At 73.2% G+C, this 12,405-nt stretch carries 13 protein-coding genes; 9 read left to right on the top strand and 4 right to left on the bottom strand.

The genetic code is table 11. The annotated features are described in order from the left end of the window. The first annotated feature begins 118 nt into the window (after positions 1 to 118). The 7 genes from JF597_RS45580 (at position 119) to JF597_RS45610 (ending at position 7,069) form a co-directional block, all read left to right on the top strand. Complete coding sequence (locus JF597_RS45580; protein WP_294010954.1) at positions 119 to 778, top strand: YceI family protein; 660 nt, start codon at positions 119 to 121, stop codon at positions 776 to 778. A gap of 293 nt (positions 779 to 1,071) precedes the next feature. Further along, entirely contained in the window at positions 1,072 to 1,596 is a 525-nt protein-coding gene (locus tag JF597_RS45585) for a hypothetical protein (RefSeq protein ID WP_294010956.1), read from the top strand. Between the two features lie 118 nt (positions 1,597 to 1,714). Next, positions 1,715 to 2,338, top strand: a complete 624-nt coding sequence (locus JF597_RS45590) for a class F sortase (RefSeq protein WP_294010958.1) — start codon at positions 1,715 to 1,717, stop codon at positions 2,336 to 2,338. 494 nt (positions 2,339 to 2,832) lie between these two features. Continuing rightward, on the top strand, positions 2,833 to 3,048 hold the full coding sequence (locus tag JF597_RS45595; protein ID WP_294010960.1) for a hypothetical protein: 216 nt from the start codon (positions 2,833 to 2,835) through the stop codon (positions 3,046 to 3,048). Beyond that, a complete protein-coding gene (gene nirB / locus JF597_RS45600) occupies positions 3,048 to 5,675 on the top strand; it encodes a nitrite reductase large subunit NirB (protein ID WP_294010962.1) in 2,628 nt (875 codons plus the stop codon). The genes JF597_RS45595 and nirB overlap by 1 nt, the downstream gene beginning before the upstream one ends. After that, the gene (gene nirD / locus JF597_RS45605; RefSeq protein ID WP_294010964.1) at positions 5,672 to 6,022 is read left to right on the top strand and encodes a nitrite reductase small subunit NirD; all 351 of its coding nucleotides are present in this window, start codon (positions 5,672 to 5,674) and stop codon (positions 6,020 to 6,022) included. Before nirB ends, nirD begins: the two co-directional genes overlap by 4 nt. 117 nt (positions 6,023 to 6,139) lie before the next feature. After that, positions 6,140 to 7,069: an aminoglycoside phosphotransferase family protein gene (locus JF597_RS45610; RefSeq protein ID WP_294010966.1), complete on the top strand. Its 930-nt coding sequence runs from the start codon at positions 6,140 to 6,142 to the stop codon at positions 7,067 to 7,069. 33 nt (positions 7,070 to 7,102) lie between these two features. Here JF597_RS45610 and JF597_RS45615 read toward each other — a convergent pair whose 3' ends face one another. Both JF597_RS45615 and JF597_RS45620 read right to left on the bottom strand, forming a co-directional pair. Then, entirely contained in the window at positions 7,103 to 7,696 is a 594-nt protein-coding gene (locus tag JF597_RS45615; protein ID WP_294010968.1) for a YciI family protein, read from the bottom strand. 78 nt (positions 7,697 to 7,774) lie between these two features. Next, positions 7,775 to 8,359, bottom strand: coding sequence for a TetR/AcrR family transcriptional regulator (locus JF597_RS45620; protein ID WP_294010970.1), 585 nt, complete (start codon positions 8,357 to 8,359; stop codon positions 7,775 to 7,777). A gap of 166 nt (positions 8,360 to 8,525) precedes the next feature. On the opposite strand from JF597_RS45620, the gene JF597_RS45625 reads away from it, so the two are divergent. Further along, entirely contained in the window at positions 8,526 to 9,482 is a 957-nt protein-coding gene (locus tag JF597_RS45625; protein WP_294010972.1) for an SDR family NAD(P)-dependent oxidoreductase, read from the top strand. Positions 9,483 to 9,517: 35 nt separating this feature from the next. On the opposite strand, the gene JF597_RS45630 is transcribed toward JF597_RS45625, so the two are convergent. Beyond that, positions 9,518 to 10,678 (bottom strand): alpha-hydroxy-acid oxidizing protein, encoded by a 1,161-nt coding sequence (locus tag JF597_RS45630; protein WP_294010974.1) that lies wholly within the window; start codon positions 10,676 to 10,678, stop codon positions 9,518 to 9,520. Between the two features lie 246 nt (positions 10,679 to 10,924). On the opposite strand from JF597_RS45630, the gene JF597_RS45635 reads away from it, so the two are divergent. Then, positions 10,925 to 11,704 (top strand): rhomboid family intramembrane serine protease, encoded by a 780-nt coding sequence (locus JF597_RS45635; protein ID WP_294010976.1) that lies wholly within the window; start codon positions 10,925 to 10,927, stop codon positions 11,702 to 11,704. Positions 11,705 to 11,775: 71 nt separating this feature from the next. Here JF597_RS45635 and JF597_RS45640 read toward each other — a convergent pair whose 3' ends face one another. Further along, the gene (locus JF597_RS45640) at positions 11,776 to 12,327 is read right to left on the bottom strand and encodes a GNAT family N-acetyltransferase (RefSeq protein WP_294010977.1); all 552 of its coding nucleotides are present in this window, start codon (positions 12,325 to 12,327) and stop codon (positions 11,776 to 11,778) included. Between the last annotated feature and the right edge of the window lie 78 nt (positions 12,328 to 12,405).

The following is a 12,405-nucleotide window of genomic DNA, read 5'->3' on the forward strand; positions in this document are numbered from 1 at the left end:
CCCGAGCGGATCCCATGATGACGGTGTGCAGTTTCGGTGACGATATGCGGAATTCCCGAACTCCTTTGTCCGGGCGACCACTTGCGGCAATTCCCGGAGTCGACTAACTAGATAAATCATGAACTTGTTCAGCCGCCCCCACACGTCCCGGCGCACCCCCACACCCCCCTCACGCCCCGCTGCCGCCCCCACCTCGGCCCCCGTCCTCCTGGACCCCGCCCTCGCCGCCCTCACCGGCGAGTGGATCATCGACCCGGCACACAGCAGGATCGGGTTCTCGGTCCGGCACGCGATGGTGACGACGGTCCGCGGGGCCTTCACCGAGTACAAGAGCCGCCTCTACTTCGACGGCCGCGACCCGTCCCGCTCGCAGGCGGAGATCATCCTGTCCACGGCGAGCGTCGACACCGGCGTGGAGCAGCGGGACGCCCACCTGGTGGGCCGCGACTTCCTGGACGCCGCGACCCACCCCCGCATGCGCTTCCAGAGCACGGCGGTACGCCTGAAGGCACCGGACGTCTACGTCATGACCGGCGACCTGACCATCAAAAACACGACGCGCCCGGTGGACCTGGAGCTCACCTACATCGGCAACGTCACGGACCCCTTCGGCTACCAGCGCGTCGGCTTCGACGGCACCACCACCATCAACCGCATGGACTGGGGGCTGGTGTACAACTCCCGACTGGCCGAGGGCGGGGCGATGGTGAGCGAGACGGTGCGGCTGCAGTTCGACATCGCGGCGATCCGGATGGTGCCGGAGGGCGGGACGCCGTAGCGCTGCGGCTGCGGCCCGGACGTCCCGCTCACGCGCCTTCGGTCCCGTATTCGGCACCGCCCCTGAGGGGGTCACCCGTTCACTCCCCCCGGCCCCCACCATTCGTGTGTTCTTCATACCGGTGCCCGTGCGACCCCTTTGACCTGCTCGGATTCGCCCGCAACGGGCATCCCGGCCCCCCTCCGTGACACCCGTTCAACCCAAACCTGACGGTGCCTCAGGGAGCGGGGCCGGGCGGTTGGCTTTTACCTCGGAAGAGCAAGGGAGTGGACGACCTCGACCGAGGGAGCACCATGCGACGCACCGCCCGTCTGGTGACCGGGACCGCGCTGGCCGTGGTCACGGCCGGACTCGCCGTCGCGCCGGCGTACGGTGGCGGCACCGGCAGCCTCGACGTGTACCCGTCGACCGCGTCGGCAGGCGCCCAGGTCACGGTGAACACGGCCGCCTGCGGTGAGAAGGGAACGGCGGTCGGGGACGCCGGCTCGGTCGGTGCCGGCACGTTCACCCTTGCGCCGAGCACGCACGAAGGCGAGGCGATCGGGCAGTTCCAGGTGCCGCCGAGCGCGCAACCGGGGACGTACGAGATCGTCGCGAGGTGCGCCGAGGGGAACCGGCAGGTGACCGGGGACCTGGTGGTGGCACTGGCGCCGGCCGCGGGGCAGCAGGTGCAGCCCCACGGCAGTGTGAAGACGGGGGTCGGTGGTGCCCTTGGCCCCGACCCCGTGCAGACCGCGGCAGGCGTGGCGGCTCTGGCCGTCGCCGCCGCGGGCGGTACCTGGCTCCTGCATCGCCGGGCGAGAGGCGATGTGATCTGACGGACACCCTCCGCTGTCCGTCCGCCGGTACCGCACATCCCACCCCCTCCGGGTCCGACGCCCCTCGCGGCCCGGAGGGGGAGGGGGTCACGTCCGTCCCTCAGGGAGAGGGGTTCGCATGCGCAGGATCGGGGACACCGCGATAGCCACCGTGACCGTCATGGCCCTCGGCTCCGGCGTGTGGCTCCTGGGCCCCGGCATCGGACCGCACACCGCGCCGCCCCAGCCGTCCGCCGCCGAGGGCCGCCCCGACCCCGGCGAGGAAGCCCTCGAAGCCCCCGCGCTGCCGCCCTCCCCGCCCACCCGCATCCGCATCCCCGCCATCCGCGTGAACGCCCCCCTCATGGGCCTCGCCCTCACCCCCTCGGGCAGCCTCGACGTCCCGCCCGCCGGGGAGAAGAACCTCGCCGGCTGGTACGAGGCCGGGACCACCCCCGGCGAGACCGGCACCGCCGTCGTCGCCGGGCACGTCGACAACACCGAGGGCCCCGCCGTCTTCTACGACCTCGGCGCCCTCAGGCGCGGCGCGGCCATCGAGGTGGACCGGCAGGACAGGAGCGTCGCCGTGTTCAGCGTCGACGCGGTGGAGGTCTACCAGGCCCGCGACTTCCCCGACGAGAAGGTGTACGGCGCCGCGAAACGCCCCGAACTCCGGGTCATCACCTGCGGCGGCGGCTACTCGCGCACCACGGGTTACCAGGGGAACGTCGTCGTCTTCGCCCACCTGACCGGAACCCGCTGACCGACCCACGGCAACCCGCGCACCGGCGACCGGAAGCCGCTGACCGACGACCGACAACCCGCCGACCGCCGACAGGCGACCGCCCCGACCGGAAGCCGCTGACCGACGACCGACAACCCGCCGACCGCCGACAGGCGACCGCCCCGACCGGAAGCCGCTGACCGACGACCGACAACCCGCCGACCGCCGGGGAAACGACCGGCGACCGGCGACCGGCGACCGGTGGGAAACGGCCGCCGCGTGCTTCGAGGGCGACGTACACAACCGCGTCCCCGCGTAACCGGTTCCGCCGCCGCCCCGCCCTCTCCCGTCGCCGTCCCGCCCACCTGCGGGGCAGGCCGGCCGCCGCCCCCGTGTTTCCTTCGGCTCACAGCCCCTGCCGGCCCTCTCCCCGGACCCCTCACACCCTCTCCCCGCCGCCGAAGAGGGCAGCGTTCCTCCTGGGAAACAGCGGTGATGCGGCCGGGTAACGTCGGCGCCGCAGGCTCCTGGGTATGACCTCGAATACGCGTGTGGTGGTGACGGGCGGGACGCCCGAGGCACCCGTCGGCGCGCGGGAGCACCGCCCGTGCGGCCGGGTGCCGCTCGCCGAGGTGCCGACCGGCCGCCGCCACACCCCCGAGGCGACCGACGGCCCCACACCCGCCGTGCCCGGCAGCCCTCGGCTCCGCCCGGTGCCCGCCCTGCTCCCCAACGACGGAGGCTCCTGATGACCGCCACCCCCGGGGCCACCCCCACGATCGTGCTCGTCGGCCACGGCATGGTCGGTCAGCGCTTCCTGGAGGCGCTCGCCGAGCGCGGCCTGACCGCCACGCACCGCGTGGTCGTGCTGTGCGAGGAGCCGCGCCCCGCCTACGACCGCGTCGCCCTCACCTCGTACTTCTCGGGCCGGACCCCCGACGAACTCTCCCTGACCGACCTGGAGTTCATCGACGCACACGGCATCGAGCTGTACGTCGGCGACCCGGCGGAGACCATCGACCGCACGGCGCGGACGGTGACGGCCAGGTCCGGCAGGGCCTTCGCGTACGACACGCTCGTACTCGCCACCGGCTCCTACCCGTTCGTGCCCCCGGTCCCCCACAAGGACGCCACGGGCTGCTTCGTCTACCGCACCATCGAGGACCTGCTCGCGATCGAGGAGTACGCGAAGTCGAGGGCGGCCGTGGGCGCGGTGGTCGGCGGCGGGCTGCTGGGGCTGGAGGCGGCCGGGGCGCTGAAGGGGCTCGGACTCACCTCCCACATCGTGGAGTTGGCGCCGCGGCTGATGCCGGTGCAGGTGGACGAGGGCGGGGGCGCGGCCCTGCTGCGCACCATCGAGGAGATGGGCCTGACGGTCCACACCGGCGTCGGCACGCAGGAGATCGTGGTCGACTCCGCGGGCGCCGTGACGGGGATGAGGCTGTCCGACGGCTCCGAACTCGCCACCGACCTGGTGGTGTTCAGCGCCGGTGTCCGGCCGCGGGACCAGCTCGCCCGGGACTGCGGTCTGACGGTCGGCGAGCGCGGCGGCATCACGGTGGACGAGCAGTGCCGCACGGTCTCCGACCCGCACGTGTTCGCGATCGGCGAGTGCGCGCTGGCGGCGGACGGCCGGGTCTACGGGCTGGTGGCGCCGGGCTACGAGCAGGCCGAGACGGCCGCGGCTGCCCTCGCGGCCGACGAGGCCGAGCAGCTGACCTTCACCGGCGCCGACCTGTCCACGAAGCTGAAGCTGCTCGGCGTGGACGTGGCCTCCTTCGGCGACGCGCACGGCACGGCCGGGGACTGCCTGGACGTCGTGTACTCCGACGCCCGTTCCGGCCTGTACAAGAAGCTGGTCATCGGCCGGGACGGCACCCTGCTCGGCGGCATCCTGGTCGGCGACGCGGACGCGTACGGCACCCTGAAGGCCTTCACCGGTTCGGTGCCGCCGGTCCCGCCCGAGTCGCTGGTGCTGCCGGCCGGCGCCGGTGAGTCCGTCCAGCTCGGCCCGGCCGCGCTGCCCGACGACGCGGTGATCTGCTCCTGCAACAACGTCCGCAAGGGCACGATCCGCGGCGCGGTCACGGAGCACGGCTGCACCACCGTGCCCGAGGTGAAGAAGTGCACCAAGGCCGGTACGACGTGCGGCAGTTGCGTCAAGGTGCTCGGCCAGCTGGTCACCGCCGAGCTGGAGGCGTCCGGCGTCGAGGTCGACAAGGGCCTGTGCGGCTGCTTCGCGCAGACCCGCGAGGAGCTGTACGAGATCGTCCTGGCGCTGCGCATCAACACCTACCGGGATCTGCTCGACCGGTACGGCCGGGAGGCCGCCCGGGGCGGCGACGGCTGCGAGGTCTGCAAGCCGGCGGTGGCGTCGGTCATCGCCTCCCTCGCCCCGACGATCGGCGCGAGCGGTTACGTGCTGGACGGCGAACAGGCGGCGCTCCAGGACAGCAACGACCACTTCCTCGCCAACCTCCAGAAGAACGGCTCCTACTCGGTCGTCCCGCGCATCCCCGGCGGCGAGATCACCCCCGAGGGCCTGATCACGATCGGCGAGATCGCCCGTGACTTCGGCCTCTACACGAAGATCACCGGCGGCCAGCGGATCGACATGTTCGGCGCGCGCGTCGAACAGCTCCCGCTGATCTGGATGCGGCTGGTGGACGCCGGTTTCGAGTCGGGCCACGCGTACGGAAAGGCGCTGCGGACCGTCAAGTCCTGCGTGGGGTCGACCTGGTGCCGCTACGGCGTCCAGGACTCGGTCCGGATGGCGATCGACCTGGAGCTGCGCTACCGGGGGCTCAGGTCGCCGCACAAGCTCAAGTCCGCCGTCTCCGGCTGCGCCCGCGAGTGCGCGGAGGCCCAGTCGAAGGACTTCGGCGTCATCGCCACCGCCAACGGCTGGAACCTGTACGTCGGCGGCAACGGCGGTGCCACCCCGCGCCACGCGGACCTGCTCGCCCAGGACCTCACCGACGCGCAGCTGGTCCGGCTGATCGACCGTTTCCTGATGTTCTACATCCGTACGGCCGACCGCCTGGAGCGCACGTCGACCTGGCTGGAGCGGATCCCGGGCGGCCTGGAACACGTCCGCGACGTGGTGGTCGAGGACTCCCTGGGGATCTGCGAGGAGCTCGAGTCCCTGATGGCGGCGCACGTGGCCAGCTACGCGGACGAGTGGGCGACCACCATCGACAACCCCGAGAAGCTCGCCCGGTTCGTCTCGTTCGTCAACGCCCCCGACACCCCCGACCCGGTCGTCGGCTTCGTGCCCGAGCGGGACCAGATGAAGCCCGACCTGCCCCTGCTGTCGATCGGCCTGCGCCGCGCCGACGGCACGGCGACCGTTCTGGAAGGAAGCGCCCAGCGATGACCCTGGCCCCCGAGACCACCGACCTGAAGGTCCAGCTCCAGCTGGCCGACTGCTGGTTCACGGTCTGCGACCTGAGCCTGCTCACGCCCGGCCGGGGCGTGGCCGTACTCCTCCCGGACGGCCGCCAGGCCGCCGTCTTCCGCGACCGCACCGACCGTCTCTACGCCATCGACAACCGCGACCCGTTCGGCGGCGCGGCGGTCCTCTCCCGCGGCCTGACCGGCACCCACCAGGGCCGCCCGTTCGTGGCCTCCCCGCTCCTCAAGCAGCGCTTCGACCTGGAGACCGGCGCGTGCCTGGACGACGAGGCGGTACGGGTGACGGCGTACGAGGTGCGGGCCGCGTAGAGCGGGGGCAGCGCCCCGGCGTCGGCGGACCGGCACGGGGTCCGGCGGTCTGCAGGTCGGTGAACGGCGTACCCGGGGTGCGCGACGGCGTACCCCCCGGGCGCGTAGGGTGCCGGGATGATCGGCATTCCAGAGGCACTGGTGCGGGGCACGATCGACCGCGAGGGTGACCGCGGAGCGGCTTGGATCAGCGAACTCCCGGCAGTGGTGGATGACTTGCTCCAGCGCTGGGACTGCGTGCCCGACGGCGCGGTGACGCACGGCGGTGTGGGGGTGATCGTCCCGGTCCGCCTGCGGTCCTCGGGCCGCCCCTGCGTCGTCAAGGTGTCCTTCCCGCACCCCGGCAACGTCCACGAGCCGGACGCGTTCGAGGTGTGGGCGGGCCGTGGCGCGGTCCGCCTCCACCGGCGCGACGACGCCCGCTTCGCCCTCCTCCTGGAGCGCGCCCACCTGTCGACGCTGGCGGCGCTGGAGCCCGACGACGAGACGGTGATGACGATCGCGGGCCGCCTGAACCACCGCCTCGCCGTCCCGGCACCACCGGGCCTGCCCCGGCTGCGGGACCGCGCCGACGGATGGGTGGCGGAGCTGCGGGCGAACGCCGCCGAGCTGCCCCACGCGCTGCCGCCCCGCGCCCTGGACGCGGCCGTCGCCACCGCCCGCGAACTGGGCCCGGCCCAGCCGGACACCCTCGTCCACGGCGACCTGCACGCACGCAACATCCTGCGGGCGGACCGGGAACCGTGGCTGGCGGTCGACCCGAAGGGCTGTGCGGGAGACCCGGCGTACGACGGCGGCACGCTCCTGAAGTCCCGTGCGAACCTCATACGGTCCGACGACCTCCCGCGGACCGCGCACCGCCTCCTGGACGTGTTCGCCGAGGCCGCGGAGCTCGACCGCGAACGCGTCCGCCGCTGGGCCCAGTTGCACGCCGTCCAGGCGGCGTTCTGGGGCCGCCGGCACGGCTTCCGCATCGCGCGGTCCGGCCCCCGGCTCGACCGGATCACCCGGTTCGCGGACAGCCTGGCGGAGGCACTGGTCGTCTAGCCGGAGACGGCCGTCCCCCGGCTCGCCCTCCCGTCACCGCCGCCCGCCGAACTCCCAGTCGTGCACCTCGACGTCCGCGTACCGCACCGGCGCCAGCACCCCCGGCGCCGCGTCCCGGTCCGCGGCCCGGACCAGCGCCGCCGTGCCGATCCAGGTGGTGCCGTCGTCGGACAGCAGCGGGCCGAAGGCGATCAGGTCGCCGGGGTCGGCGCCGGGCGGCAGGGCGTCGGGAACGGGGACGGTGCCGTCGGTGACGTGGGCGCCGTGCATGCCGTCGTGCGACGGGCCCAGGCCGAGCACCAGGTACCGGTTGCCGCCGCTCCGGCCGCCGGGGAACTCCCACATGGTGCGCCCCAGCAGGTTGCGCCACCGCCGCAGCAGCACGTCCCGGTACACGCCCGCCTGGTAGTTGGGCTCGTCGAAGGCGAACGCGCGGGCGGCGGCGGGGCCGGGCAGGTCGACGACGTGCACACTCCCGCTCGGCACCTCGGCGCCGGCCTCGAACGTCGGGCCCCGGGCGATCAACTCGGCCGCGTAGCCGTCCATGTAGGACCAGTGGTCCTCCACCAGTTCCGTACGCAACGCGGCAGAGCCGGCACGGTCACGGTGATAACAGAAGAACTCCATGACCGCGGAGCCTTCCGCAGGACGGCCCGGCCCCTCAACACGGTTTTGTTGGCCCTGCCCTGCCCCGGGAGGGCGCCGTCACCCCTCCACGACCCCGTACAGCAGCAGGTCGATGAGCCGGCCGGCCAGTTCGCGCTGTCCCTCGTTCGCCGCCATCAGGCTGATCCCCCCGAGCGACATCAGCACGTCACGCGCGTCCACCCCCGGCCGCGCCACCGACGCACCCTCCGCCGCGGCCAGCAGGTGCGCGATCGCATCGACCAGGAGCGTCCGGGTGTGCAGCTTCTCGCTCTCGTCGGTCAGGATCACCCGCAGGACGTCGGCCATCCCCTGCTTCGCCGCCATGAAGTCGATGAAGCGCTCCATCCACGTCCGCAGCGCCGCCACCGGCGGGAGCGCGGCCGCCAGTTCGTCAGCCGCCTCGCACAGGCGCCGCACCTCGTGCCGGTAGACCGCCTCGATGAGCAGTTCCTTCGACGGGAAGCGGCGATAGAGGGTGCCGACGCCGACGCCCGCTTGGCGGGCGATGTCCTTGACCGAGGCGCCCGCCCCCTCGCGGGCGAACGCCGCTGCCGCGGCCTCCAGCAGCCGGTCCTCGTTGCGCTGCGCGTCCGCGCGCAGCGGCCTGCGGGACGTCGCCGCGCCTTCCTCGGTGCCGGTCAACCCAGACCCCTCCTCGTCACCACCACTTGCAACCGGAACCAGTTCCGCTTACCGTCGAAAGGCCAACCGGAACCAGTTCCGGATATGAGGGTACGACGGCCCCCTGCTCCCATGCCACCGGCCGCGCCCGCACCAGCCCCGTCCCACCGCCCGCCTGGAGAACCTCGTGTCCCGCCCCCTCTTCACCACCCCCTTCGGAGCCCACAGCACCGCCGCCGAGGTGCTCTCCGGCGTCGGCCTCGGCGGCAGGCGCGCCGTCGTCACCGGCGGAGCCTCCGGCATCGGGCGCGAGACCGCCCGCGCCCTCGCCGCCGCCGGCGCCGAGGTCACCATCGGCGTCCGCGACCTCGCGGCAGGCGTACGGGCCGCCGAGGAGATCGCCCCGCCGAGCGGACCGGGCAGCGTACACGCCGCCCTCCTCGACCTCGCCGACCAGCGCTCCGTCCGCGCCTTCACCGACGCCTGGCAGGGCCCGCTGCACATCCTCGTCCTCAACGCCGGCGTCATGGCCACGCCGCTCCAGCGGACGCGGGAGGGCTGGGAGATGCAGTTCGCCACCAACCACCTCGGCCACTTCGGCCTCGCCACCGGCCTGCACGGCGCCCTCGCCGCGGCCCACGGCGCGCGCGTCGTCGTAGTCAGCTCGGTCGGCCACGTCAACGGCGACGTCGTCCTCGACGACGTCAACTTCGAGCGGCGCCCTTACGACCCGTGGGCGGCCTACAGCCAGTCCAAGACGGCGAACGTCCTGTTCGCCGTCGAGGCGGCCCGCCGCTGGGCCCCGGACCTGATCACCGTCAACGCCCTCAACCCCGGCCGGATCACCAGCACCCGGCTCGGCCGGCACATCGGGGACATCTCCAACAGCCCGGCCTCGTTCGACGCCACCAGCACCGACGTGTCCTGGAAGGACATCGGACAGGGCGCCGCCACGTCGGTGCTGCTCGCCGCCTCCCCGCTGGTCGAGGGCGTGACCGGCCGGTACTTCGAGGACTGCGACGAGGCCGGCCCCCACCGGCCCGGCATCCGCCGGGGGGTGGCCGCCCACGCCCTGGACCCCGGTCATGCGGCCCGCCTGTGGCAGCTCTCCACCGACCTGCTCGCCACCCCGGCCGCCGTCTGAGGCCCGCGCCCTTCGGCCAGGGGCCGCGGTTCCGGTCAGCCGACCCGCCGCAGCGCCCCGGGCGTGAGGTCGGCGAGGGTCGGGTAGCCGTCGACGGCCATGATCAGGTCGGCCTCGGCGAGCAGCGCCCGCAGGACGTGGACGAGGCCGGGCTCGCCGCCGTTGGCGAGGCCGTACGCGTAGGGACGGCCGACGCCCACGGCGGTGGCGCCCAGCGCGACCGCCTTGACGATGTCGGCGCCCGTGCGGACGCCGGAGTCGAAGAGGACGGGCAGGCCGTCGGCGGCCTCGACCACCTCCGGCAGCACGTCGAGGGCGGGCAGACCGCCGTTGGCCTGGCGGCCGCCGTGGTTGGAGCAGTAGATGCCGTCCACGCCGGCGTCCCTGGCCCGGCGGACGTCCTCGGGGTGGCAGAGGCCCTTGAGGATCAGCGGCAGATCGGTCATCGAGCGCAGCCAGGGCAGGTCGTCCCAGGTGAGCGGGTTGCCGAAGATCCCCGCCCAGAGCGCGACGGCGGCCTGCGGGTCGTCCTCGGGGTCCTTGCCGAGGCGGGCGCGGAAGACGGGGTCGCCGGTGTAGTTGGCCAGGCAGTTCCCGCGCAGCTGCGGGAAGTTGCTGGTGCTCAGGTCACGGGGCCGCCAGCCGGTGATCCAGGTGTCGAGGGTGACCACGATCCCCTTGAACCCGGCCTTCTCGGCCCGGTGCACCAGGCTCTCGGCCAGTTCGCGGTCGGTGGGGGTGTAGAGCTGGAAGAACCCCGGGGTGTCCCCGAACTCGGCGGCCACCCGCTCCAGCGGGTCGACGGTCAGCGTGGAGGCGACCATCGGCACGCCGGTACGGGCCGCGGCGCGGGCGACGGCGAGGTCACCGTGACCGTCCTGCGCGCAGAGCCCGATCACCCCGACCGGGGCCATGAACAGCGGCGAGGGCAGCCGCATCCCGAACAGGTCCACGGACAGGTCCCGCTCCGCGGCCCCCACCAGCATGCGTGGCACCAGCCCCCAGCGCTCGAACGCGCTGACATTGGCCCGCTGCGTCCGCTCGTCACCGGCGCCGCCCGCGACGTACGAGCGCACCGCGGGGGGCAGTGCGGCCAGGGCCAACGGCTCCAGGTCGTCGTACGACATCGGGAACCGCGGCACCACTCCGCGCAGCCCGTCGAGGTAGATCTCGTGCTGGTAGTCGGCGAACGCCATGGTCCGGCCCTTCTCACGGCTTCGAAACGCAGGATTCCGGCTCGAACGGCGAGCAGACGCAGGATACTGCCGCCCCCGGGGCGGTACCGGCCCGGGTGGCCGGGCCACGCGCGGCCCCTCCGTGGCGGCGTACCGGCCGGCCTGTGGGCGGAACCGGCCCTGTAGTCGGTCCTCGGCGCCTGTCACCGGGCTGTCGTAGAGTGCGCCGTGGCGGGAACGCGCAGCGGTTCGAGGGGGGAGCCTGCCATGGGTGCGCCGAAGAACGGCCCGGTGAACACCCCGGGGAAGAAACCCGGGAAAGCGCCGAAGAAGGACCGGCCCGCACCGGTGCCGACGAGCCCCGAGCAGATGATCACGGAGGCCCGTAAGGCGTTCTTCGTGATGTTCGGCCTGCTCGCGGTCGTCTGGCTGGTGCAACTGGCCAACTTCTCCGACCACTACGCCCTCTCCCGCGACTACGCGGTGGTCTCCGGCGACGTCGGCACCCTGCCCGACATCCTGGTCGCGCCGCTGCTGCACTGGAGCTGGGCGCACATCGAGAGCAACTCCGGCCCCCTGTTCGTCTTCGGCTTCCTCGCCGCCTACCGGGGAGTGGCGCGGTTCCTCGGCCTCACCCTGCTGATCGCGCTGAGCAGCGGCCTGGTGGTCTGGTTCTTCGAGCGCGGGGACGTGGCGACGGTCGGCGCCAGCGGCCTGATCTTCGGGTACTTCGGCTACGTCGTCGTACGGGGACTCTTCGACCGGCACCTGATCGACACGCTGGTCGGGATCGTCATGGGCGCGTCCTTCGCCTACCTCCTCACCGTGGCCGTACCCGGCACCCCCGGCGTGAGCTGGCTCGGCCATCTCGGCGGGCTGCTCGGGGGCCTGCTCGGGGCCTGGCTCTTCCGCGACCGCCGCGCACCGCGGGCGGCCACCGGCGGCGGCACCCCCCGGACGCCGGCCGACGGCGGCGCCGCACCGCCCCACCCCGGTTCCCCGCGCTCCGACCTGTACAAGGAACTCGACGACCTCGGGCTGCTCTGACCGCCCGCACCTTCCTCACGCAGGCCCGTGACACCGAGTCCGCGCGAGGCTTTCCCCAAGGTGCCCTGACGTCACTGCGGAAGGACGCCTCCTGACGCGACCGGGGACCGCATGCCGAGCCACTGCTCGGCGCCCCAGGCCTCGAACCGCTCCACCTCGACGAATCCGAGCTTCGCCGCGAGGCGCATCGAGGCGACGTTGGCGGTCTGGGTGTGGAGCACCACCGGCTCGCCGGGAAGCTCGCCTGCGAGCCAGCCGAGGGCCGCCGCGCACGCCTCGGCGGCGTACCCGCACCCCCAGGCCCGCGGCAGGAACAGGTAGCCGAGATCGGCCTTGCCCGCGGCAGCCGGGCGACTGTGCGCCGGCACTCTCCTGAGCAGGATCTGGCCGATCATCGACCCGTCGAGTTCGACGACGAAGCTCCCGGGCCGCCGCTCGGGCACCTCGGGCATCTCACGCTCGAGCTCGTCCCGGCGCCGGGGCCCGCCGAGGTAGGTGTGCACCTCCGGTGAGGCGAACAGCTCGACGAACGCCGCACGGTCCCGGGACCCGGACTCACGGAGCACCAGCCGCTCGGTGACGATCGGCTCGGGCGGCCACGCCACGGGGCTCAGATCTTCCATCCGGGCACGCTAACAGATGGTCAGACTCCCCCGGCCGCACGCACGAAGGGGCGGCACCCCCGCACAGGGTGCCGCCCC

The sequence above is a fragment of the Streptomyces sp. genome, assembly GCF_019510245.1.
GTDB lineage: Bacteria > Actinomycetota > Actinomycetes > Streptomycetales > Streptomycetaceae > Streptomyces.